The sequence below is a fragment of the Roseibium sp. AWQ4_290 genome (genome assembly GCF_056160985.1).
The window spans coordinates 32,615-54,968 of sequence record NZ_JBSWYG010000011.1 but is presented as its reverse complement, the minus strand read 5'-3'; the positions used below and the strand labels follow the sequence as shown (position 1 = coordinate 54,968).

Below are 22,354 nucleotides of genomic sequence, written 5' to 3'. Positions count from 1 at the left end.
TTTCACAATTGATGCAAAGGACCTGGTCCGGCCAGACATGAAGACGCTTGAACGCTATATAATCCGCCGGACCGTTTATGCATTCACACTCACGATTGCAGCCATGACCGGGGTGGTCTGGGCAACCCAGGCCCTGCGCCAGCTGGATCTGGTGACCTCAAAAGGCCAGACCATCGTCCAGTTCATCGGCATCACCATGCTTGCTCTGCCGTTTCTGATCATGATCGTGGCGCCGTTCGCTCTCATGCTTGCGCTGATCCTGGTGCTGAACGCCCTATCCGGCGACAGCGAACTCATCGTGATCGACGCCAGTGGCGGGTCCAGATTTCTCGTACTCAAACCTGTGCTTGTTTTCTCGGTTGCCGTAATGGCATTTATCGCCGCCATGTCCCTCTATGTGGCTCCGAGCGGCCTTGCCCAGCTCAGGACCGAAATCACCCGGGTGCGCGCAGATCTGGTGGCCAATATCGTCAAACCGGGCAAGTTCATCAGTGTCGAAAGTGGCCTGACCTTTCATATCCGGAACCGGTCGGGCAACGGCACACTGGATGGCCTGCTGCTGCATGACACACGCGACCCGCAAACCGCCTTCACCTATCAGGCCGATACAGGTCAGATCGTCGAAGCGGCTGACCGCACCTTGCTGGTGATGCATAACGGCACGATCCAGCGCCGCCCCAAACAGCAGGGCGACATTTCCATTGTTCGCTTCCAGTCCTATGCCTTTGACCTGTCCAATCTTATTCCGGAAGCCGGAGAACCCGTTTTCAAGGCCAGCGAGCGCACGACCAGCAATCTGCTCGCACCGGGCCGCAACGATGCCTACGCGCTGAAGAACCCGGACAAGCTCGCCCAGGAGCTTCATGAACGCTTCAGCCAGCCTCTTTATGCGATTGCCTTTGGTCTGATCGTGTTCGCCTTTCTCGGCAAGGCCCGCACCACCCGCCAAAGCCGGGGCACGGCTGTGGTTGGCGCTATTGCAAGCTGTGTGCTGCTGCGGACCAGCGGCTTTGGCGTCACCGCCATTTCGGGTGGCAGCGTTGCGTTGTTGTGGCTGCTCTATGCGGTGCCCATCGTCGGCTCGATCCTTGCGCTCGCATCGATCTTGCGCGAACAGAAGGCTCAGCCCCGCTGGCTCGCAGAGCTGCAGCTCAGCCTCCAGGACCGCCTCGACGCCATAGCGAACCGGTTGAACAACCGGCAGACAGGAGGAGCGTCGTGATTCTCGGCAGAACCCTTTCAGTCTACTTTTCCGGCCGGTTCCTGAAAGCGATTTTGGGTCTGTTCCTGTTCGCGGCAGTGCTGATTTTTCTTTTCGACGTTCTGGAACTGGTGCGGCGCGGCGGCGACCGGGAAGGCTTTTCCGTCCTGCGCGTCTCAATGATCTCCGCCTTGCGTGTGCCGCTTCTGTTGGAGCAGGTGATTCCCTTCACCGTCCTGTTCGGGTCCATTGCCGCCTTCGTGACGCTGAGCCGGGCCCTGGAACTGGTGGTCACCCGGGCGTCGGGCATTTCCGTCTGGCAGTTTTCAACACCTGCCATTTTGGTGGGGATTGTTCTCGGCATCCTGTCCGTCACCGTCTACAACCCTGCTGCAGTCTGGTTTCAAAAGAAATCTGACGAAGTGGCCTCTGGGCTCTTTGGGGCCGACCAGACCTTCCTGATGCAGAATTCAAACGAAGTCTGGGTCCGGCAGGACGGATTGGACGGAGAATCAGTTCTGCTTGCCAAGCAGCTTCTGGATGGCGGCACCAAACTGCTCGGGGTGACCGTTTTCACATTCGACAAGAAAGGCACCTTCAGGGAGCGTATCGAAGCAGCCCAGGCCAGGCTCGGTGACAAAATCTGGTATCTGGACGACGCGATAGTCTACACGACAGAGCAAGATCCACAGCCTTATGGACAGTATCAGATCAGCACTTTTTTGACCGCGACAGAGGTGCGCGAGAGCATCGGATCTCCTGAATCCATCTCGTTCTGGAATCTGCCGCGCTTCATCGAATTGGCCAGAAACGCCGGATTACCGGCGTATCGTTACAATTTACAATATCAAACACTGCTCGCGCGCCCGCTTCTTTTGGTCGCGATGATTCTGATCGCGGCTGCGGTTTCTCTGAAAGTTTCGAGATTTGGAGGACTTGGAAGCATGATTCTGGGTGGAATCCTGTCCGGGTTCGTGCTTTACGTTCTTACCGAGCTTGCCAAGGATTTCGGAGGCGCGGGTATCGTTCCTCCCTTGGTCGCGGCGTGGGCGCCTGGTATATTTGGAGTACTTATGGGTTTGACAATTCTCTTGCATCAGGAGGACGGATAGGACCGATGTCTTTGCCGGTTTTCCTGAACACAGAGAACGTGACCAGAAAGAGCTGCCTGCTGGCGGCGGTCAGCGCTGTTGCCATGGCTGCAAGTCTGTGGCTGGACGCGCTTCCGGGCGCACAGGCACAGGATCTGGCAAGCAACCTTGCCGGAAGTGTTTCTCCCAATGAAGAGCTGCTGCTGGAAGCCAGCGATCTGATCTATAATTTCGATGAGGATCTGATCGTCGCGACCGGTGATGTGCAGGTCTTTTACGACGGCAACACGGTCCAGGCCCACAAGATCGTGTTTGACCGCAAAAGCGGTCAGCTCACCGCCATGGGCAACGTGATTTTCGTCGATTCGAACGGCACCGTGGTCCGCACGTCCGAGCTGACCCTGTCGGAAGACTTTGCTGATGGGTTTGCCAAGGCCCTGCAAATCGACACCACCAAACGAACCCGGTTCCTGGCGGAGAAGGCCACGCGCCAGGGTGACAATGTCACAGCGATCGAAAACGGCGTGTACACGGTTTACACAAAACCGACCAACCCGCCGAACAAGCCCCCGCTTTGGCGGGTGCGCGCCCAGAAAATTATTCACAATCAGCAGGAAAAGGTCATCCGCTTCGAAAACGCGGCGTTTGAGATCTATGGCAAGCCGATTGCCTATCTCCCGTTCCTGTCCATGCCCGACCCGACGATCACGCGCAAATCGGGTTTCCTGATGCCAACCGGCACCATCAACGACAAATTGGGCTACGGGGTCACGGTTCCCTATTTCTGGGTGCTCAGCCCGAGCAACGACGTCACCACAACCCTGACGCCACTCACGAAACAGGGTCTGTTCGGGGAAGTGCAATACCGGCAGCGGTTCTCTTTCGGAGAATTTTCGGTTGCGGCGGGCGGGCTCATGCAGGCTCAACCCAGCCAATTCACTACGGACCGGGCGGATGACCGCCTGCGCGGTGCAGTCAATTCCAAGGGCAGGTTCAATATTTCGACGGATTGGACCTTCGGCTGGAACGTCACCTACAAGAGCGACCGGCAATTCTTCAAAGATTACTCGTTTGCAACCATCGGCGGCAGTGATACATCAACCGTCTATCTGGAAGGAGCAAACGAGCGCAATGCCCTGACCGTGCGAGCCTATGCGTTCCAGATCTCGCAGTCTGACTATGAAGACAGTGACTTCGACGCCAATGGCTTCTCTCCGGTTGGGAGTTCCCTGCAGGACAAACAGCCCCTTGTCCTTCCCGTGATTGACTATGACTACGTCTTTGCCGATCCCGTGCTGGCGGGTGAACTGTCTCTGACCGCGAATTTCACCTCGTTGACCCGGGATGAAACTGATGCGTTTTCGGTCGACGGCGGCACGACCGCGAAATTCCGGGGCGTGGACGGAACGTTCTCCCGTCTGACCATGCAAGGCGACTGGCGGCGGACCTATATCGATCCGCTGGGCCAGTCCTTCACACCCTTTGCCTATATGCGCAGCGATCTATTTTTCCTGGCCTCGCCCGATTCGGACGTCACAGCTCTGGCCGGGGAAAGCTTTGTTGGCCGGGCCATGCCGGCCGTCGGTCTGGAATACCGTTATCCCATCATGGCGAGCTTTACCGGCGGGTCCCAGATTTTCGAACCGATTGCCCAGGTCGTTGTCCGGCCGGATGAACAGCGGATCGGGGATTTGCCAAACGAAGACGCCCAGAGCATCGTATTCGATACGACAACTCTGTTCGACTATGACAAGTTTTCCGGGTTCGATCGGGCCGAAGGCGGCACGCGTTTGAATGTGGGCATGAACTACAAACTGCAGCTGGATGGCGGCTATTACGTCACAGGCCTCTTCGGGCGTTCCTATCAACTGGCTGGCGAGAACTCCTATGCGGTTCCCGATATTCTGGGAGCCACTGAGGATTCAGGCCTGGCGTCCTCCGTCTCCGATTACGTGGGCAGCCTCTATCTCGACACCCAATACGGGGTGAAAGTTGGTGCGCAGGCCCGGTTCGACAAGGACAATTTCTCCGTCAACCGCCTGCAGGCCCAGGCGAGCGCGATCTATGGTCCGGTTGTCTCGTCCCTTGCCTATGCCTTCCTTGGCGAGCAGCCGGATCTCGGCATTGATGACCCGCGCGAGGAAATTCTCGGGTCTGCAAGCCTGCGCCTGAAGGAAAACTGGCGGCTGTTCGGATCCATGCGTTACGATATGGAAAATGCCAACATCGTGCAGGATGGCCTAGGACTTGGCTATGACGACGAAGGCTTCTCGTTCTCCGTCTCCTATGCGGAGGACCGCAGCCGGAACGATGGCGATGATGTCGACCGGACGTTGTTCTTCCGCATCGGCTTGCGCACAATCGGAAGCACCCAGGTGTCAAAAGGTGTCCTGAACAACTAGATCACCGTATGGCGTGAAGATCTGCAAGGCATAGCAGGCGGCGATGGCCTGGACGGGAAATACGCAAGCTGCGCACGTTCTCTGCCCGGCAAGCAACAGGAGACCCTCCCTGAAGGGCGGTCATCACAAACGGCAAGGCCCGCGCCCCTTCACGGTTTTCTGTTTCCGGTCCTTCCGCAAAGACATTTTGCCGCCACGAAAACAGGCATCATACTGGGAATACTTTGAATTTGTGCCCGCGATATGCGAAAAAGCAGGCCACAACAACACTAGCGCAAGCCGCGTTTCATCAGGTTTGCCTTTTGCTGTCCGAAATCAAAGATTTCAACGCAGAAGGCAATATGGTTCGAATCCAGATAAACGTGACACGCTATAATTTCGGTTTGGCTTCTGGCCTTTACGGATGGTTTGACAATGCGAACCCGCTTTGTACCTGTATTTCTTCTGTTTCTTCTGGTGCTGGCGGCGCCGGTGGCAACTCCGGCTTCTGCGGCCATCAAGATCATCGTCAATGATGTTCCAATCACAGACTATGACATCAGCCAGCGCGCGCGCCTGATCACGCTGACCCAGCGCAAGTCGGCGTCTGCCGCAAAACGCCAAGCCAAGGAAGAGCTGATCGATGACCAGGCTAAACTGTCGGAAGCCAAGCGTTACAATATCGAAATCAGCACGTCGCAGGTCGACAACGCCTTCAACAACATTGCCCGCAATGTAAAAATGTCGCCGTCGCAGCTGTCAAAAGCCTTGCGAAGCGGCGGGGTGAAACCGGAAACCCTGAAGGCCCGCCTGAAAGCACAGCTTGCCTGGAACCGCCTGTTGCAGCGCAAGTTCAGCGGCAAGATTGAAGTGAACGAATCCGACATCATTGCTGCCCTTCAAAAGACTGATGAAGCTGAACGCCAGAAATCCATCGAATATGACCTGAAGCGCGTCATTGTCGTTGTGCCGAAAAAATCTTCCGGTGGCTTCAAATCAAAGCGCAAGCAGGAGAGCAACAAGATCCGTGCCTCCTTCCAGAGCTGCGACGACATTGGCACCGTGCTCGGGCAGTATAGCGAAGTGGTCGTGCAACCGATTGGCCGCCGCCTGGAAACCGAGCTGCCGGAAAACATGCGCAAGGAAATCAATGCACTGGCACCGGGGCGGTTGACCAAACCGACCACCACTCCGGTGGGGTATGAGATGATTGCTGTTTGCGGCAAACGCGAAATCGCCTCCGACATAGCTGTCCGGGCCGAGCTTGAGAATGAGATCCGCGCCAAGGAAGGTGAACAACAGTCCCGCAAATACTTGCTGGAAGTCCGCCGCCGCGCCACCATCATCTACCGCTGATCACCGATGAGCTTCGCTAAACTGCCGGTGGCTGTCAGCATGGGGGAACCGGCTGGGATCGGGCCAGAACTCGCCGTTCTGGCCTGGGCAAACCGAAAGCTTCTGGACCTGCCCCCATTTTATGTGCGCGGGGACAAGGCACTTCTGGAAGAACGGGCCAGAACAATCGGGGTCAAACTGTCCATTCTGAACAGCCGCCCGGAAGAGGCGACCGCGCAGTTTGCCAAGGCCCTGCCTCTGGTTCAAACGGGACCTGAGCTTCAGGACCGGCCGGGGATTGAACGGGATGAAACGGCTGCCTCAGTGGTCGGCTCCATCGAATCCTGTGTCGAGGACATCCGGGCGGGTCTAGCGGCCGCCCTTGTGACCAACCCGATCAACAAGGCCGCTCTCTACAAAACCGGGTTTTCCTTTCCCGGTCATACGGAATTTCTGGGCGCTCTGGCGGAAAAACACTGGCCCGGTGCACCGGCAAAGCCTGTCATGATGATTGCCGGTCCCGAACTGATGGTTGTTCCCGTCACCATCCATATTCCGCTTAAGGACGTGCCGGAGGCGCTTACGGTGGAGCTCATTGTCGAAACCGCCCGGATCACTGCTGCAGATCTTAAGATGCGGTTCGGTATTTCCCACCCGAGACTTGCGCTGTGCGGGCTGAACCCCCATGCGGGTGAAGACGGAGCCCTTGGCACGGAGGACCGGGATACGGTTGTTCCGGCCATCGAACGGCTCCAGGCCATGGGGATCGCAGCCTCTGGCCCCCATCCGGCCGATACCCTGTTTCATCCACCGGCACGCAGTACCTATGACTGTGCACTTGGCATGTATCACGATCAGGTTCTTGTTCCGGCAAAAACCATCGGCTTTGACGACAGTGTCAACGTGACGCTTGGCCTTCCCTTTGTCAGAACCTCTCCGGACCATGGCACGGCCTATGGTCTCGCAGGGACCGGGACGGCCCGGATCGACAGTTTCGCTGCATCCTTGCGCCTTGCCGCAGCGCTGGCGGCTCCAGACACATTTTAACGGCTTCCCCTCATGGCACAGATAGACGACCTGCCCCCCTTGCGCGATGTCATTGCAACGCATGGCCTCAACGCCAAGAAATCACTCGGGCAGAATTTTCTTCTGGATCTGAATCTCACCTCGCGGATCGCCCGCTCCGCTGGGACACTGGAGGACTGCACGGTCCTTGAAATCGGCCCGGGCCCTGGAGGGCTGACCCGCGCCCTGCTGGCGGCTGGCGCAAAAAAAGTGGTTGCCATTGAAAAGGACAGCCGCTGCCTGCCCGCTCTTGCGGAAATCTCCCGGCACTATCCGGGGCGGCTTGAGGTGATTGAAGGGGATGCCCTGGCCATTGATCCGGTGACCGTGACCGGCGGCGGTCCTGTGCGTATTGCCGCCAATCTTCCCTACAATGTGGGCACGCAGCTTCTCGTGAACTGGATCACCACAGCAGACTGGCCCCCCTTCTGGTCGTCGCTGACGCTCATGTTTCAGCGGGAAGTCGGCGATCGCATCGTAGCGCCCCCGGGAAGCAAGGCCTATGGCCGCCTCGGGGTTCTGGCAGGCTGGCGCTGCAAGAGCGGCATTCTGTTCGACATCAGCCCGAAAGCCTTCACACCGCCGCCAAAGGTCACCTCGGCGGTGGTGCACCTGACGCCAAATGAAGCGCCTCTGCCCTGTGATCTGACCGCACTGGAAAAAGTCACGGCTGCAGCCTTTGGGCAGCGGCGCAAAATGTTGCGGGCGAGCCTGAAAGCCCTCTCCCCGGACGCGGAGGACCTCATCACCGCAGCTGGACTGAAACCAACCGCCCGGGCAGAAGAAATCGACATCGCCGGATTTGTATCCCTGGCCAACACCTTTCAAGCAGCCCCAAAACCGTAAGCGGCGTCTCCGCACCACAGCCCTTGGGCACAAACTCTTTTCCCCTTCAGGCGATGGTCTGTCATAAGGGTTCCGGTCAATCTCAAGACCTTGTTTTGAGATCAGGCTGTGTCGCCAAGCTCCGCCTCGAGATCCTTGACCATGCCCTGGATCAGCGGCCCGATCTTGGGGGAACGGAACTGTTTCAAGCGTTCCGCCCGCAATATGGCGCGGACATTTTCATAGGCCCGGTCCAGATCGTCATTCACCACCACATAGTCATATGCTGACCAATGGCGCATCTCACCGACAGCCGTTTTCATGCGTTTGGTTATGATCTCGTCCGCGTCTTCTGCTCGGCCGAGCAGGCGGGATTTCATCTCTGCAATGGAGGGCGGCAGGATGAACACTGACACCACATCGGAGCGCATCTTGTCATAGAGCTGGAACGTGCCCTGGATGTCGATATCAAACAGGATATCCCGCCCGCTCTCGATCGCGGCCTCAACCGGCCCTCTCGGCGTCGCATAATAGTTGCCGTGCACTTCGGCCCACTCCAGCAACTCGTCCTGCGCGCGCATCTGTTCAAACCGGGCCGTGTCCAGAAAGTGATAATGCACCCCATCCACTTCGTTTGACCGCCGCGGCCGGGTTGTGACCGAAATGGACAGTTCGAGATTGTTCTCTTTCTCCAGGAGCATACGGGCGATTGTGGATTTCCCGGCACCGGACGGAGACGACAGCACCAGCATCAGTCCCCGGCGCTGCTCTTCGGCCTGATCGGCGCTCACTGTTGTGCCGGCGGGGACATCGGTCATGGGAATCACTCCAAATTCTGTATCTGTTCGCGCATTTGATCAATGACAGCCTTCAAGTCCAGCCCGATTGCGGTCAGGGCCACATCATTGGACTTTGAGCACAGGGTGTTGGCCTCGCGGTTGAACTCCTGGGCCAGAAAATCGAGCCTGCGGCCAATGGCGCCGCCACTGTCCATGAGATCGCGCACCGCCGCCACATGGGCCTGCAGCCGGTCGAGTTCTTCCCTGATATCGGCCTTGGTGGCCAGAAACACCACTTCCTGATGCAGCCTTTGCGGGTCAAGTTGACCGTCAGACGCCTCCATGAGCTCCTGAACCTGTTTTTTCAAACGGTCCTTGATGGCTTCAGGTTTGCGCGCCGGGAGGATTTCTGCCGCCCGCGTCAGATCGGCGATCCGGTCAATCTGCCCCTGGACCACCTGATGAATGGCTGTCCCTTCCGTGTGGCGCATGTCCACCAGATCGATCAGGGCTGCGTCCAGGGTGGTCAGAAGCGCCGAGTGCAAAGCAGCCTGAGCTGCCTCGTCATCTTCCGGCTCCTTAAGCTCAAAAACCCCTTTTTGAGCAAGAATACCATCCAGTGACGGTGGTGCGAGATCCGGAACACGGGATTTCAGAAGGCTAATGGTGGACAGCACGGCCTCAAGCGCAGCCTCATTAACCTGAAGCTGCTGCTCCGACTGATCCCGCTGCATGGCGAGCCCGATGCTCACGTTGCCTCGCCGCAGCACCTTGGCGCAGCGCTCACGGATCTGCGGCTCTAGCACTTCCAGCCCGGCTGGGATCCGGATGCGCAGGTCCAGTGACTTTCCGTTGACGGATCTCAGTTCCCAAGTCCAGCGCACGGGGGCGCAATCCCCTTGCATGCGTGCGAATCCGGTCATGCTGGCAAGTGCCATGTGCCCCTCCAATGATCCTGGCCATGTGGCCATCCATCCGGCCGGATCCTCCCGTGTCCGGTGCGGATCCGCCCTTGCCCCTGCAGATTTTCAGCCAGTCTGGCCCTGAAATGTCCGGGCGCTGCCGCACGTCAGACACGCATCAGGTCAGTTCGACGTGTTCTGCTGCTGTTGCTCCGCCCGGCGCTTGCGTTCGATCTCGCGCCATTTGCGGACATTTGCCTTATGCTGCTCATAGGTCTCGGCAAAGATATGCCCGCCGGTTCCATCAGCCACAAAATAAAGATCCTTGGTGCGCGACGGATTGGCAACAGCTTCCATAGCCGCCCGGCCCGGATTGCCGATTGGCCCCGGCGGCAGGCCATCAATCTGATAGGTATTATATTTGTTTTCTGCCTTCAGCTCCGATTGTTTGATCGCTGAGCGGTCTTTCAGCCAGGCTTCGCCGCCGTAAAGACCGTAGAGGATCGTTGGATCGGACTGGAGCCGCATATTGCGGTTCAAACGGTTGACAAAGACACCTGCCACCCGCGGACGCTCATCCGCCAAGGCGGTTTCCTTTTCCACGATGGACGCCAGAATGACCAGTTCCTCAGGAGTGGAGACCGGCAAATCGGCCGTCCTGCGGGCCCAGACCTCCGCAAGCAGCTTTTCCTGAGCGGCCTTCATCTGGTTGATCACCTCCTGACGGCTCGTGCCTCGCGCGAACGTATAGGTTTCCGGCAGCAGGTCGCCTTCGGCCGGAATGTCGGTGATCTCGCCCACCAGCACTGGCTGCTGGCGGACGCGTTCCACGATCTGGGCCGTGGTCCAGCCCTCCGGAACAGTGACGGAGTGGGTGACCGCGTTTCCTTCCACCAGATCGGTCATGACCTGTTGCATCGAAACACCGGGGGCAAATGCATATTCCCCAGCCTTCAGCTTGTTCGCATTCTTGAAGAAGCGGATACCGAGATTGAAGATCCACTCATCAACCACATTGTCGTTGATGATGCCCTTGCTGGACAGGCTGTCCGTAATGCCCGACAGGCTTGCGCCTGACGAAATCACGACCATTTCCTGTTGGGCCAGCGGTCCGGGCCCTTCGAATTTATGCTTGCCGAAATAGAGCGCACCGCCAACAGCAGCCATCCCGAACACCGCCAGCGTGATGATCATATTGCTGAGGATAACCAGGGGATTGCGCACATGGCGCGAGCGCTGGGGAGGAGCCGGGGCCGGTTCCGGCTGCAGGGCTTCACGCGGGCTTTTCGGCTTTATGCGCATGTCGGGTCACACCTCCAAGATCGAGCCCAAAATCCGTGACCCGGACACAATCGAACCAGTTGTCACAAACAAATTCCTGAACCGCTGCCAAAGACCGGCAACGGTCCGGGAGAATTTGAAGGGGTTATGCGGCAACTTTGCGGAAGACGAGCGAAGCATTTGTGCCGCCAAATCCGAAAGAGTTCGAAAGCGCCACGTTGATGTCCATCTTCTTCGCCTTGTGCGGGACCAGATCAATCTCGGTCGCCACAGACGGATTGTCCAGATTGATCGTGGGCGGCGCCACGCTGTCGCGGATGGCAAGCACGGAGAAGATCGCTTCCACAGCCCCGGCTGCGCCCAGGAGATGTCCAACCGAGGACTTCGTGGAAGACATGGTCAGTTTTCCGGCATGCTCGCCTGCAAGTCGGGACACAGCGCCCAGCTCGATCTCATCCCCAAGCGGAGTTGAAGTGCCGTGGGCGTTGACATAATCAACCTCCGCCGGCGACACTCCGGCGCGCTTCAACGCAGCTTCCATGCACCGGTAGGCGCCGTCCCCGTCAGGTGTTGGTGCAGTGATGTGATAGGCATCGCCGGACAGGCCATAGCCAATCACTTCCGCATAAATCGTCGCGCCACGGCGAACCGCATGCTCATATTCTTCCAGAACGACGACACCGGCGCCCTCACCCATGACAAACCCGTCCCGGGCCACATCATAGGGGCGTGAGCCCTGTTCCGGTGCCTCGTTGAAGCCGGTGGACAGCGCCCGGCAGGCTGCGAACCCAGCCAGTGCAAGACGGCAGACCGGCGATTCCGCGCCGCCCGCCACCATCACATCCGCGTCGCCGAAGGCGATCAGACGCGAGGCGTCGCCAATGGCATGAGCCCCGGTGGAACAGGCCGTTACCACCGCATGGTTCGGTCCTTTGAGACCGTGCCGGATGGAGACATAGCCGCCGGCAAGATTGATCAGGCGTCCGGGAATAAAGAACGGGCTGATCCGCCGTGGCCCCTTTTCCGCAAGCTGATAAGCGCCCTGCTCAATTCCCTGAAGCCCGCCGATGCCGGACCCGATCAGAACACCGGAGCGCACCTGCTGCTCGTACGTTTCCGCCTTGAAGCCGGAATCGGCCATCGCCTGATCCGCAGCCGCCATGGCATAGACAATGAAGTCGTCGACCTTGCGCTGTTCCTTTACGTCCATCCAGTCGTCGGGATTGAACGCGCCATCCTCGCCCGGGCCGCGCGGGATCTGGCAAGCAATCTGGCAGGCCAGATCATCCACCTTGAACGTCGTGACCTTGTTGGCCCCGCTTCTGCCCTCAAGGATCTTTTTCCAAGTGGAGTCGACATTGCCGCCCAGCGGCGACACCATGCCCAACCCAGTAACGACAACTCGCCTCATACACCTGCACTTACGTTTGATGGGCCAGGCGGGGCATTCCCCGCCGGCCCGATCGTCAATCAGAATTCAAGAAAGGGAGCTTCCCTTACTTGTTGGCTTCCAGGAACTTGACAGCGTCGCCAACGGTCAGGATGGTCTCCGCTGCTGTATCCGGGATTTCCACACCGAATTCTTCTTCAAATGCCATAACAAGCTCAACAGTGTCGAGACTGTCTGCGCCCAGATCGTCGATGAAGCTTGCACCTTCCACAACCTTCTCAGCGTCAACACCCAGGTGCTCAACAACGATCTTCTTTACCCGATCCGCGATATCGCTCATCTTTCACTTCCTTATTCTTCGTCTATTCATCAGCCGCAACACCGCACCAATCCGGTTTCCTTGGGAAAAAACGGTGGCGAGAACGCGCGAACTCCAAGTGTCTCAGCGAAATCGGACCCGGGGACCGGGTGCGACAACGCAATTCGGAACAATCGGCGGGTTGGTAACACACTTTGTTCACCTTTACCAGCCAGTCCAGACCGCTTGAAAACGGCCCGGATTCTTTTTGCCTGCTCGGCGAAACTCTCTTTTAAATCATAGCCATACCGCCATTGACATGAAGGGTCTGCCCCGTGACATAGGCCCCTTCGTCGCTGGCAAGGTAAAGCGCGGCGGAGGCGATCTCCTCCGAAGTGCCAAGACGGCCCGCCGGCACGCTCGCCAAAATCGATTCCTTTTGTTTGTCGTTCAAAGCCCCGGTCATGGCGGTTTCAATAAAGCCCGGCGCGATCGTGTTGACCGTGATGTGCCGGCTCGCCACTTCGCGGGCCAGAGACTTGTACATCCCGATCATGCCCGCTTTGGCAGCGGCATAATTGACCTGCCCCGGATTGCCAGTCACACCAACAACGGAAGTGATGCCAATGATGCGGCCGGACCGGCGCTTCATCATGCCCTTGATGGCAGCCCGGCACAGGCGGAACCCTGAGGTGAGGTTCACTTCCAGCACCTGATCCCACTCGTCATCCTTCATGCGCATAAAGATATTGTCTCGGGTGATCCCGGCATTGTTGACCAGAATGTCGACCGAGCCCATTTTTTCCTCCGCTGCCGGCAACAGCGCATCCACAGCCTCGCGATCTGACAGGTTTGCAGGCGTGACAAAGGCACGCTCTCCCAGATCGCCGGCCAGAGCCTCCAGCTTTTCGGCACGGGTGCCGGACAAGGACACGGCAGCGCCCTGGGCGTGCAACACACGGGCGATGGCTTCACCGATCCCGCCGGTGGCGCCGGTCACGAGAGCGTTTTTGCCTTCCAAGTTGAACATTGAGGGTCCTTCCCTGATTGATTTGCCCTGTGGCCTGATTGAATTGCCCTGCGGGATGTCTTTAAAGTGATTGGCAAGCCGGGGCGCCTCAGGCGCCGAGCTTTTCCATAAGCGCATCAATATCGTCCGGCGTGTTAACCGCAAGACCGCTCGCCTCTTTGTGGATCCGGCGCACCATGCCGGTCAGCACCTTGCCGGTGCCGACTTCCACAAGCGTGTCCACACCATTTTGCGCCAGCCAGAGAACGCTTTCGCGCCAGCGCACCGTGCCTGTGACCTGCTCCACAAGACGGGAGCGGATTTCGGAGGGATTGGAGACCGGCGCTGCAAGAACATTGGCAACCAGCGGCACGGCCGGTGCCTTGATATCCGCATTGGCCAGAGCCTCGGACATGGCCTCAGCGGCAGGCGCCATCAAAGAACAGTGGAACGGTGCGCTGACGGGAAGCATCACCGCCCGGCGCGCGCCCTTGGCCTTGGCAATCTCCACGGCCCGCTCAACGGCGGCCAGGTGCCCGGACACAACCACCTGCCCGGAAGCATTGTCATTGGCGGCCTGACAGACTTCGCCTTGCGCGGCTTCCTGTGCGACGTCGGCAGCAACATCAAAATCCAGGCCAAGCAGAGCGGCCATGGCCCCAAGCCCCACCGGAACGGCGTTTTGCATGGCCTCCCCGCGTACGCGCAAAAGACGCGCCGTGGTGGCAATGTCCAAGCTGCCCGCGGCTGCCAGTGCGGAATATTCACCCAGGGAATGACCGGCGACATAAAACACATGCGCTTTCAGATCCAGCCCCTTGGCTTCCAGCACCCGCATGGTCGCGAGGCTCACCGCCATCAGGGCCGGCTGGGCATTTGCCGTAAGCGTCAGCGCGTCTTCCGGACCCGTCCACATGACCTCGGAAAGCTTTTGCCCGAGCGCCTCATCCACTTCGTCAAAAACAGCCCGCGCCTCCGGATAGGTCTCGGCAAGAAGCTTGCCCATTCCGACACTCTGGCTGCCCTGGCCTGGGAATGTGAACGCTGTGGTCATCGGGAAGACGCCTCCGAAAAACATGGCCGTCCGGCGTACCCTTTTCCTGGGTGCAGACCGGCGGCTTGGAAAACATACGGCCTGCCACCCGCTTGCGGGCGCGTGCCGAACTTGGCGCGAGGCTATGATACGCTCTTGCCTGCACTGTCAAGGCCCACGGGACAATCAAACCCTTAAATCATGCTCTTTTTGTACAAAATCCCGCATTCTGCACATTTGCCCCAAAAACAATGTCTGGCCTGAAACAATGTCTGGCCTGAATCGTCTCAAATCCGGGCCATCTCCTGATGGCGCCAAACCAGGCAAATTATGACGGCAAACCAGGCAAACGCCTCCCCTAATCTTTGACACATGACCAATGAAAGATATCATTTTTAGTTATTTTTTACAGTGTCATTAAGTTTTGTCTCAATGCACATTTCAATTCAAAATATACGCATAGCTGCTGCGTTCGCGTTTCCCGAGACTGGACATGCGGAAAGAATTTTTGAGACTTTTGAGCGAGTGTTCCGGCTCTCAAGGTGGTGCTTTGGGCCAAAGACCAACCTCACCCGATTGGACCCTTTTTGACCGTGACATGAGAGCGTTCTGCAAGGAGCGTGTCACTGTGCAATGTGGAGCATCGTCCAAGGCACCCGCCACGGCGGAACGCTCTCAAGCCGCGGCCTTCGGTGGCTTTTGCACGCCCGCCGCACGTTGTCACGCCGCTTGCCGTCAAACCTGAAGATCCGATCCAATACGGTCTTATACATAGCGTAATTCCGGCGGGTATTCGGGTCTTTCCCGTGCCAGTAACCGCCAGCGGGCCGCTTTTGCTCGTCGCTGCGGCAGGGTTGCAGGAGGCCGCCGATGGAAGATTTACGAACCGAATTCGGACGCCGCTCTCTTGAAATTGGTCACATGGCGAGGCATGCAGGCCTTTCACTTCACCAGACCTCGCGCTTGCGCGCATAGCGGTTTTGCCTTGCCATTTTTGTGCACTGAAGACACCACGCACGTTTTGCGCTTGCATTTCGCAGAAAACAGAGTACATAGCGCGCTTCATCCGGGATTTGGCCGGGGGCTGAACGGAAGGGCATTTGCCAGGATCACAACAAAGATCCGACTTCCCGTGTTCCCGCTCTCCGTAAGATTTCTCGTGCCTTTCCGGGGTTACGAGGAGGCTTTGCGCCGATCCCGCGCTGTCAACTCGAAGAAAGGCGATTTTCATGCCTCTTTATGAGCACGTCTTCCTGGCACGCCAGGACGTTTCGGCCCAGCAGGTCGAACAACTCGTCGAGCAGTACAAGGGCCTCATCGAAGGCGCTGGCGGTACTGTCGGCAAAGTCGAAAACTGGGGTCTGCGGTCCCTTGCCTACCGCATCAAGAAGAACCGCAAGGCTCACTACACACTGATGAACATCACCGCACCGCACGCTGCTGTGGCCGAGATGGAGCGTCAGATGGGCCTGAGCGAAGATGTCCTGCGCTTCATGACCTTCCGCGTCGATGAACTGGACGAAGAACCGTCCGCAATGATGCAGAAGCGTGACCGCGATGACCGCCGTGGCGGTGGCCGCGGTGATCGTGGTGACCGTGGCGAGCGCTCCGGCGGTGGCCGTCCCCCGCGCCGTGGTGAAGAGGAGTAAGAGACAATGGTTGATATTGCACAGCTTCCGAGCCGCCGTCCGTTCTTCCGCCGCCGGAAGACCTGCCCGTTCTCCGGCTCCAATGCGCCGAAGATCGACTACAAGGACATCCGTCTGCTGCAACGCTACATTTCCGAGCGCGGAAAGATCGTTCCGAGCCGCATCACCGCGGTGTCCGCGAAAAAGCAGCGTGAACTGGCCCGTGCCATCAAGCGCGCCCGCCTGCTCGGCCTGCTGCCTTTCGTGATCAGCTAACAGCTCCTGTGTGAGCATATCTCCCGGGCCAGCCCGGGAGAGCCGTATTGGGGCCGCGGTCAAACGGTCTCTAACCGCCCCAGGAACAGACGGGGCGGGACAGTCGGAGAAAACCCATGCAGATTATCCTTCTTGAGCGCATCGCAAAGCTCGGCCAGATGGGCGACACCGTGCGCGTGCGCGACGGCTATGCCCGTAACTTCCTGCTGCCGCAAGGCAAGGCCCTGCGCGCCAACAAAGCTAACCTGGAACGGTTCGAGCAGGAGCGCGCTCAGCTTGAAGCCCGCAATCTGGAGCGCAAGAACGAAGCAGAAGCTGTTGCGTCCAAACTCGACGGCGAAGCTCTGGTCATGATCCGCTCTGCAGGCGAAACCGGCCAGCTCTACGGCTCCGTTTCGACCCGTGACGTGGCTGAAGGCCTGACAGACGCCGGCTTCACCGTGGCCCGTAGCCAGGTGGAACTGCGCACCCCGATCAAAACCATCGGTCTGCACTCGGTTCTGATCAGCCTGCACCCGGAAGTCGAAGTGTCGATCACGGTCAATGTGGCCCGCTCCGAAGACGAAGCGAACCGCCAGGCTGCTGGTGAAGACCTGACCACGCCGGAACAGGACGTTTTCGAATTTGAAGAAGACGAAGACGCTGAAGGCGAAGACGCTGAAGGCGAAGACGCTGAAGGCGAAGACGGCGAAGCTTCTGAAGAGGCTGCTGACACCGAAGCGGAAGCAGCTGCGGAAGAAGAAGACGCCTGATCGGGCCAACCTTCCTCTTTTTGTGAGATGGAAACGGCACTGCACCGCAGTGCCGTTTTTATTTTGCCGGCGACATTTTCACGCTACGGCAAATCAAACCTCCACAACGGCATCATGACACAACTGACAACGTATTGAATTCACTATTGAATTCATTAATCTTTTGTTCATATTCGCAAAAAACTTATTATAATCAATCACTAACAGCTAGACTCTTGAGTCCTCTACACGCTTTGGAGTCAAGCGGGATTCGACTCTTTCCCCGCTGATTTGCCGAAGGCAGTGGGAAACAAAAAGAGCTGTTTTTGTACCTTGAGCCCCCCCGCCTCAACAGGTATTCCGGATGGATAAGCGTCATTGGGGGTCCAGATGAAGGGTACTTTGCAGAAAGTCGAAACAGAAGAAGAAATCCAGCGTCTCGCCCCGCACAACGCGGAAGCGGAACGCCAGCTTCTGGGCGCCTTTCTCGTCAATAATGAAACATTCTACCGGGTCTCGGATTTCCTGGAGCCGCACCACTTTTTCGTGCCGTCACACCAGGACCTTTACGAAAAGGTCAGCCACCTTATTCGCGCGGGCAAGACAGCCTCACCGATCACGCTGAAGACCTTCTATCCGGCCGATGCCAGAATCGCGGACCTGTCGGCAACACAATTCCTGCTCCGGCTTGCGGGCGATGCGGCCTCGATCATAAATGCGGAAGACTATGGCCGCACGATCTATGATCTGGCCATCCGCCGCAATCTGATCCGGATCGGCGAGGACATGGTCAATATCGCCTTTGACGCGCCGATCGACGTGCCCCCGTCCCAGCAGATTGACGATGCCGAGCGCCGGCTGTTCGAACTGGCCGAAACCGGGCGCAGTGAAGGTGGCTTCGTCTCCTTCGGTGACGCCTTGAGCGAAACCATCGAGATGGCCCATGCCGCCTGGAACCGCGAGGGAGCGCTTTCCGGTATATCAACCGGTCTGCGCGAGCTTGACCGGCTGATGGGCGGACTGCAGCATTCCGATCTGATCGTACTGGCGGGACGTCCGGCCATGGGCAAGACGTCCCTGGCCACCAACATCGCCTACAACATTGCCCAATCCTACAAGTCCGAAGAGCAGCCTGACGGGTCGATCAAGACCACCAATGGAGGCGTTGTCGGCTTCTTCTCCCTGGAAATGTCGGCCGAACAGCTGGCTACCCGTATCATCTCCGAGCAGGCGGAAATCTCATCTTCCAAGATCCGGCGCGGCGACATTACCGAAGCCGAGTTCGAAAAGCTGGCCGCCTGCGCACAAACCATGCAGACGGTTCCTTTGCATGTGGACCAGACCGGCGGCATTTCGATTGCCTCCCTGGTGGCCAAGGCGCGCCGTCTGAAACGCCAGCGCGGCCTCGATCTTCTGGTGGTCGACTATATCCAGCTCCTGTCCGGGTCCGCCAAGAATTCCGGCAACCGCGTGCAGGAGATTACGGAAATCACCACCGGCCTGAAGGCGCTGGCAAAAGAGTTGCACGTGCCGATCATCGCCCTTTCCCAGCTCTCACGTCAGGTGGAATCTCGCGACGACAAACGCCCGATGATGTCGGACCTGCGTGAATCCGGCTCCATCGAGCAGGACGCGGACGTGATCCTGTTCGTTTACCGTGAGGAATATTACCTCTCCAAGACCGAGCCCGAAATCGGCTCGCCGGAATATGCGGCCTGGGAGGCCAAGCATGAGGCAGCCAAGGGGAAGGCTGAAGTGATCATCGCCAAACAGCGTCACGGCCCGACCGGCACAGCCAACCTCCACTTCCAGGGCGAGTTCACCCGTTTCTCCGATCTGGCGGAAGACGAGCATCTGCCGGAACGCTACGAATAGGCCGCCGCCACCCTTTCACCTTCCTGTTTCTGCTGTTTCTTCAACGATCTGGATGGCCGAAGGCCGATGGCCATCCAGAAAACAGCCTGTGTCTGCGTTCTCCCGCACCGGCCATCTTCTTGCCGTCGCAGCGGCAAGCCAGTCTCGCATTGTTCAAATTGACAATCTTAAGTTCTTCTTAAATATCATGAATTAGTCTTGGAACCTGCCTTCGAGGCATTGATATTTCTCAGGACTAGTCAAACGTGATTTCGCCTGCGCAAAAATTATTGGAAGAAGCGCGGATTTTCCCGCGCAAACACTGTAAATGGCCAGGAATCCTGAAGCACGAGAACATCCATCAGCCATGCATTGTCGAAGACATCAGTGCTGGCGGGTGCCGCGTCGCGACAAAGTCCAAGGGCTTGGTCTCAAACGCCAGAGTTGTTCTTGAGGTCGAAAGCAAGAAATTGCGCTTTCACGGCGAGATCCGCTGGATCAGGACCGACGAAATCGGCATCGAGTTTTTGTATATGGATTGATCCTCCACGGATCTCCTTCGGCAGAAGCCCACCCCGCCCTTTTCCGGCAAATCGGATTGGCATCGCCCCCGGCCGATAGGATAAGCTGAGCCTCCGATTCCTCCCGATGCCCAGCCGAGCGGAGCTTTCCAGCACAGTGCCTTCCCAGTTGTCCTCCCCCTACCCGTCCAGCCTTTACGGTGGCCGCCTGACCATTGATCTGACAGCCATTGCACGAAACTGGAGTTTCCTGAAATCCAAACTGAGCAGGGCCACGGAGTGCGGCGCCGCCATCAAGGCCGACGCGTATGGCACTGGACAGGATAAAGCCGGCCAGGCCCTTTATGACGCCGGCTGCAGAACATTCTTCACCGCCGTGCCGACAGAGGCACTTGCGCTGCGCCAGACCCTCCCGGATGCGGTCATCTACGCCTTGAACGGGCTCCTGCCCGGAACGGCTGATGCCTATCTGGAGCACAATATCCGGCCGGTTCTGGGCTCACTGGCCGAACTGGAAGAGTGGACAGCATTGTGCAAGGCCTCCGGCCAGGCCTTCGGAGCGGCCGTTCATGTGGATACGGGCATCCACCGGCTGGGCCTGTCGGCAGAAGAATTCACGGCCTCGCTGTCAGATGCGGATCTGATGGGCCCTTTTGAACCCTCTCTGCTGATGAGCCACCTGGCCTGCGGTTCTGATCCGGCCCATCCCATGAACCGGCAGCAGCTGGAGCGGTTCAAGGATATCACTGGTCCGTTCGCCAGATTTCCGCGCTCGCTGGCCAATTCCGCCGGAGTGCTGATGGGCCCGGAGTATCATTTCGATCTGGTCCGCCCCGGGATCGCCCTTTATGGCGGCAAGGCACTGGACAACGGCCCCAATCCGATGACGCCGGTTGCCAAGGTGGAGGCTCGGATCATGATCGTGCGCGACGTTCCGGCGGGCGATACCATCGGCTACGGCGCTGCCCAGACCGCCCGCCGCCCGTTGAAAAACGCTGTTGTCGCCGCCGGGTATGCCGATGGCATGCTGCGGCGCGCCAGTTCTTCCGATGACCGGCCCGGTGGCTTTGCCATGATCGGTGGACACAAGGCCCCGATCCTCGGACGGATTTCCATGGATATGATCACGCTGGATGTGACCGATATTCCACAGCACCTCATCAAACGGGGCGCCTTTGTGGAAATGCTGGGTCCCCATGTTGCAGCTGCGGACCTGGCAGCTTATGCGGAAACCATCGACTATGAGTATCTGACAAGCCTCGGGCAGCGGTTCGAACGGATTTACGCGCCACTGACCTGAACGGAGCGGAGTGAATGGCCCGGCGGTCCACATCCTTTGTCTGCCAGTCCTGTGGCGCAGTCACGGCCAAATGGGTCGGGCGCTGCGAATCCTGCGGCGACTGGAATACCATTGTGGAAGAGCAGACGGGCGGCGGCATTGGTGGCGGCCCGGGCCGGGCATCCCGTAGCAAGGGCCGCGTCGTGCCCCTGGTCGGGCTGTCGGGTGAGACCAAGGAAGCCCCGCGCATCCAGAGCAAGGTGGTCGAGCTGGACCGGGTGACCGGCGGCGGCTTCGTGCGCGGCTCCGCCCTTCTGGTCGGCGGCGATCCGGGCATCGGCAAGTCGACCCTGCTTATTCAAGCGGCCTCACAGCTCGCCCATCTCGGCCACAAGACCATCTATATCTCCGGCGAAGAAGCCATCGGCCAGGTCCGCCTGCGGGCCGAACGGCTTGGACTTGCAGACGCCCCCGTGGCGCTGGCTGCCGAAACCAGTGTGGAAGACATTCTGGCCACGCTGGAAGCGGACACTCCGCCCGCCCTGCTGATCCTGGATTCCGTACAGACCCTTTGGACCGATCAGGTGGACTCGCCCCCCGGCACCGTGACCCAGGTCCGGGCCTCGGCCCAGGCCATGGTGCGCTACGCCAAGAAAAACGGCACCACGCTGGTTCTGGTCGGTCATGTCACCAAGGACGGCCAGATTGCAGGCCCCCGCGTGGTGGAGCATATGGTTGACGGCGTTCTCTATTTTGAAGGCGATGGTGCGCACCAGTACAGAATTTTGCGCTCGGTCAAAAACCGCTTTGGTGCGACCGACGAGATCGGCGTGTTTGAAATGACCGGCAAGGGCCTGGTGGAAGTGTCCAACCCGTCCGCTCTTTTTCTGGGCGACCGGTCCACCTCCGCTCCCGGCGCGGCCGTCTTTGCCGGGCTGGAAGGCTCCCGCCCGCTTCTGATCGAGATCCAGGCGCTGGTCGCCCAATCGTCTCTCGGAACGCCCCGCAGAGCGGTGATCGGCTGGGACAGCGCGCGACTCTCCATGATCCTGGCCGTGCTGGAGGCGCGCTGCGGGGTCCGCTTCTCCCAGCACGATGTTTATCTGAACGTGGCCGGCGGGCTCAAGATCACGGAACCGGGCGCCGACCTTGCCGTTGCAGCCGCCCTTGTCTCCTCGTTGAGCGGGCTTGCCCTTCCGGCCAATTGCGTCTATTTCGGCGAGGTCAGTCTTTCCGGCGCGATCCGGCCTGTGGCCCAGGCCCAGTCCCGGCTGAAGGAAGCAGAAAAACTGGGGTTCGATCAGGCCTTGTGCCCGGAAGGAAACCTCAAAGACAGTGCGGCAACGTCATTCAAGGCCACCGGGCTTCCGGAACTTGGGGACTTTGTGGCCAAACTCACGGCTGAAGCTGGTGCGGCCAGCTCCGGCTGACGCATGATGGCCCCAAATGCCCCCTATGGAACGGGCAAATGTTTT

At 58.8% G+C, this 22,354-nt stretch carries 20 protein-coding genes; 13 read left to right on the top strand and 7 right to left on the bottom strand.

Annotated features, from left to right (window positions below; genetic code table 11):
* The first annotated feature begins 37 nt into the window (after positions 1-37).
* From lptF to rsmA, 6 genes are all read left to right on the top strand, one after another.
* Entirely contained in the window at positions 38-1,222 is a 1,185-nt protein-coding gene (gene lptF / locus ACXAH0_RS12660; RefSeq protein WP_475175231.1) for an LPS export ABC transporter permease LptF, read from the top strand.
* Positions 1,219-2,313: an LPS export ABC transporter permease LptG gene (gene lptG / locus ACXAH0_RS12655; RefSeq protein WP_475175234.1), complete on the top strand. Its 1,095-nt coding sequence runs from the start codon at positions 1,219-1,221 to the stop codon at positions 2,311-2,313. Before lptF ends, lptG begins: the two co-directional genes overlap by 4 nt.
* A 5-nt stretch (positions 2,314-2,318) precedes the next feature.
* Positions 2,319-4,694, top strand: a complete 2,376-nt coding sequence (locus tag ACXAH0_RS12650) for an LPS-assembly protein LptD (protein WP_475175236.1) — start codon at positions 2,319-2,321, stop codon at positions 4,692-4,694.
* A 414-nt stretch (positions 4,695-5,108) separates the two neighbouring features.
* The gene (locus tag ACXAH0_RS12645) at positions 5,109-6,029 is read left to right on the top strand and encodes a peptidylprolyl isomerase (RefSeq protein WP_475175238.1); all 921 of its coding nucleotides are present in this window, start codon (positions 5,109-5,111) and stop codon (positions 6,027-6,029) included.
* A gap of 6 nt (positions 6,030-6,035) precedes the next feature.
* Entirely contained in the window at positions 6,036-7,055 is a 1,020-nt protein-coding gene (gene pdxA, locus ACXAH0_RS12640; protein WP_475175240.1) for a 4-hydroxythreonine-4-phosphate dehydrogenase PdxA, read from the top strand.
* Between the two features lie 12 nt (positions 7,056-7,067).
* Complete coding sequence (gene rsmA, locus ACXAH0_RS12635) at positions 7,068-7,919, top strand: 16S rRNA (adenine(1518)-N(6)/adenine(1519)-N(6))-dimethyltransferase RsmA (RefSeq protein WP_475175242.1); 852 nt, start codon at positions 7,068-7,070, stop codon at positions 7,917-7,919.
* 101 nt (positions 7,920-8,020) lie between these two features.
* Here rsmA and gmk read toward each other — a convergent pair whose 3' ends face one another.
* The 7 genes from gmk to fabD form a co-directional block, all read right to left on the bottom strand.
* Complete coding sequence (gmk, locus tag ACXAH0_RS12630; protein WP_475175245.1) at positions 8,021-8,716, bottom strand: guanylate kinase; 696 nt, start codon at positions 8,714-8,716, stop codon at positions 8,021-8,023.
* Between the two features lie 5 nt (positions 8,717-8,721).
* Entirely contained in the window at positions 8,722-9,615 is an 894-nt protein-coding gene (locus tag ACXAH0_RS12625; RefSeq protein ID WP_475191634.1) for a YicC/YloC family endoribonuclease, read from the bottom strand.
* A 147-nt stretch (positions 9,616-9,762) separates the two neighbouring features.
* The gene (gene mltG / locus ACXAH0_RS12620) at positions 9,763-10,881 is read right to left on the bottom strand and encodes an endolytic transglycosylase MltG (RefSeq protein WP_475175248.1); all 1,119 of its coding nucleotides are present in this window, start codon (positions 10,879-10,881) and stop codon (positions 9,763-9,765) included.
* 124 nt (positions 10,882-11,005) lie between these two features.
* The gene (gene fabF / locus ACXAH0_RS12615; protein WP_475175250.1) at positions 11,006-12,271 is read right to left on the bottom strand and encodes a beta-ketoacyl-ACP synthase II; all 1,266 of its coding nucleotides are present in this window, start codon (positions 12,269-12,271) and stop codon (positions 11,006-11,008) included.
* A gap of 85 nt (positions 12,272-12,356) precedes the next feature.
* On the bottom strand, positions 12,357-12,590 hold the full coding sequence (locus tag ACXAH0_RS12610) for an acyl carrier protein (protein ID WP_008194310.1): 234 nt from the start codon (positions 12,588-12,590) through the stop codon (positions 12,357-12,359).
* A gap of 250 nt (positions 12,591-12,840) precedes the next feature.
* Positions 12,841-13,578, bottom strand: coding sequence for a 3-oxoacyl-[acyl-carrier-protein] reductase (fabG, locus tag ACXAH0_RS12605; protein WP_475175252.1), 738 nt, complete (start codon positions 13,576-13,578; stop codon positions 12,841-12,843).
* Positions 13,579-13,666: 88 nt separating this feature from the next.
* Positions 13,667-14,611 carry an ACP S-malonyltransferase gene (fabD, locus tag ACXAH0_RS12600; RefSeq protein WP_475191629.1) on the bottom strand — a complete coding sequence of 315 codons (945 nt, stop codon included), beginning with the start codon at positions 14,609-14,611 and terminating at the stop codon, positions 13,667-13,669.
* Between the two features lie 1,208 nt (positions 14,612-15,819).
* On the opposite strand from fabD, the gene rpsF reads away from it, so the two are divergent.
* The 7 genes from rpsF (at position 15,820) to radA (ending at position 22,309) form a co-directional block, all read left to right on the top strand.
* Complete coding sequence (gene rpsF, locus ACXAH0_RS12595; protein ID WP_475175256.1) at positions 15,820-16,239, top strand: 30S ribosomal protein S6; 420 nt, start codon at positions 15,820-15,822, stop codon at positions 16,237-16,239.
* A 6-nt stretch (positions 16,240-16,245) separates the two neighbouring features.
* Complete coding sequence (gene rpsR, locus ACXAH0_RS12590; RefSeq protein WP_029066450.1) at positions 16,246-16,494, top strand: 30S ribosomal protein S18; 249 nt, start codon at positions 16,246-16,248, stop codon at positions 16,492-16,494.
* A gap of 116 nt (positions 16,495-16,610) precedes the next feature.
* Positions 16,611-17,246, top strand: coding sequence for a 50S ribosomal protein L9 (gene rplI, locus ACXAH0_RS12585; RefSeq protein ID WP_475191627.1), 636 nt, complete (start codon positions 16,611-16,613; stop codon positions 17,244-17,246).
* Between the two features lie 369 nt (positions 17,247-17,615).
* Positions 17,616-19,100, top strand: a complete 1,485-nt coding sequence (locus tag ACXAH0_RS12580; protein ID WP_475175261.1) for a replicative DNA helicase — start codon at positions 17,616-17,618, stop codon at positions 19,098-19,100.
* Positions 19,101-19,345: 245 nt separating this feature from the next.
* On the top strand, positions 19,346-19,621 hold the full coding sequence (locus ACXAH0_RS12575; RefSeq protein ID WP_475175264.1) for a PilZ domain-containing protein: 276 nt from the start codon (positions 19,346-19,348) through the stop codon (positions 19,619-19,621).
* A gap of 136 nt (positions 19,622-19,757) precedes the next feature.
* Positions 19,758-20,900 carry an alanine racemase gene (gene alr, locus ACXAH0_RS12570; protein WP_475191622.1) on the top strand — a complete coding sequence of 381 codons (1,143 nt, stop codon included), beginning with the start codon at positions 19,758-19,760 and terminating at the stop codon, positions 20,898-20,900.
* Positions 20,901-20,914: 14 nt separating this feature from the next.
* A complete protein-coding gene (gene radA, locus ACXAH0_RS12565) occupies positions 20,915-22,309 on the top strand; it encodes a DNA repair protein RadA (RefSeq protein ID WP_475175269.1) in 1,395 nt (464 codons plus the stop codon).
* Positions 22,310-22,354 lie beyond the last annotated feature (45 nt).

Excerpts from the sequence above, each read along its gene's own strand:
- ACXAH0_RS12580 (WP_475175261.1), top strand. The coding sequence starts at position 17,616 with ATGAAGGGTACTTTGCAGAAAGTCGAAACAGAAGAAGAAATCCAGCGT.
- ACXAH0_RS12625 (WP_475191634.1), bottom strand. The coding sequence starts at position 9,615 with ATGGCACTTGCCAGCATGACCGGATTCGCACGCATGCAAGGGGATTGC.
- gmk (WP_475175245.1), bottom strand. The coding sequence starts at position 8,716 with ATGACCGATGTCCCCGCCGGCACAACAGTGAGCGCCGATCAGGCCGAA.
- pdxA (WP_475175240.1), top strand. The coding sequence starts at position 6,036 with ATGAGCTTCGCTAAACTGCCGGTGGCTGTCAGCATGGGGGAACCGGCT.
- rsmA (WP_475175242.1), top strand. The coding sequence starts at position 7,068 with ATGGCACAGATAGACGACCTGCCCCCCTTGCGCGATGTCATTGCAACG.
- ACXAH0_RS12645 (WP_475175238.1), top strand. The coding sequence starts at position 5,109 with ATGCGAACCCGCTTTGTACCTGTATTTCTTCTGTTTCTTCTGGTGCTG.
- rpsR (WP_029066450.1), top strand. The coding sequence starts at position 16,246 with ATGGTTGATATTGCACAGCTTCCGAGCCGCCGTCCGTTCTTCCGCCGC.
- rplI (WP_475191627.1), top strand. The coding sequence starts at position 16,611 with ATGCAGATTATCCTTCTTGAGCGCATCGCAAAGCTCGGCCAGATGGGC.
- rpsF (WP_475175256.1), top strand. The coding sequence starts at position 15,820 with ATGCCTCTTTATGAGCACGTCTTCCTGGCACGCCAGGACGTTTCGGCC.
- radA (WP_475175269.1), top strand. The coding sequence starts at position 20,915 with ATGGCCCGGCGGTCCACATCCTTTGTCTGCCAGTCCTGTGGCGCAGTC.
- fabD (WP_475191629.1), bottom strand. The coding sequence starts at position 14,611 with ATGACCACAGCGTTCACATTCCCAGGCCAGGGCAGCCAGAGTGTCGGA.
- fabF (WP_475175250.1), bottom strand. The coding sequence starts at position 12,271 with ATGAGGCGAGTTGTCGTTACTGGGTTGGGCATGGTGTCGCCGCTGGGC.
- lptF (WP_475175231.1), top strand. The coding sequence starts at position 38 with ATGAAGACGCTTGAACGCTATATAATCCGCCGGACCGTTTATGCATTC.
- mltG (WP_475175248.1), bottom strand. The coding sequence starts at position 10,881 with ATGCGCATAAAGCCGAAAAGCCCGCGTGAAGCCCTGCAGCCGGAACCG.
- ACXAH0_RS12650 (WP_475175236.1), top strand. The coding sequence starts at position 2,319 with ATGTCTTTGCCGGTTTTCCTGAACACAGAGAACGTGACCAGAAAGAGC.
- fabG (WP_475175252.1), bottom strand. The coding sequence starts at position 13,578 with ATGTTCAACTTGGAAGGCAAAAACGCTCTCGTGACCGGCGCCACCGGC.
- ACXAH0_RS12610 (WP_008194310.1), bottom strand. The coding sequence starts at position 12,590 with ATGAGCGATATCGCGGATCGGGTAAAGAAGATCGTTGTTGAGCACCTG.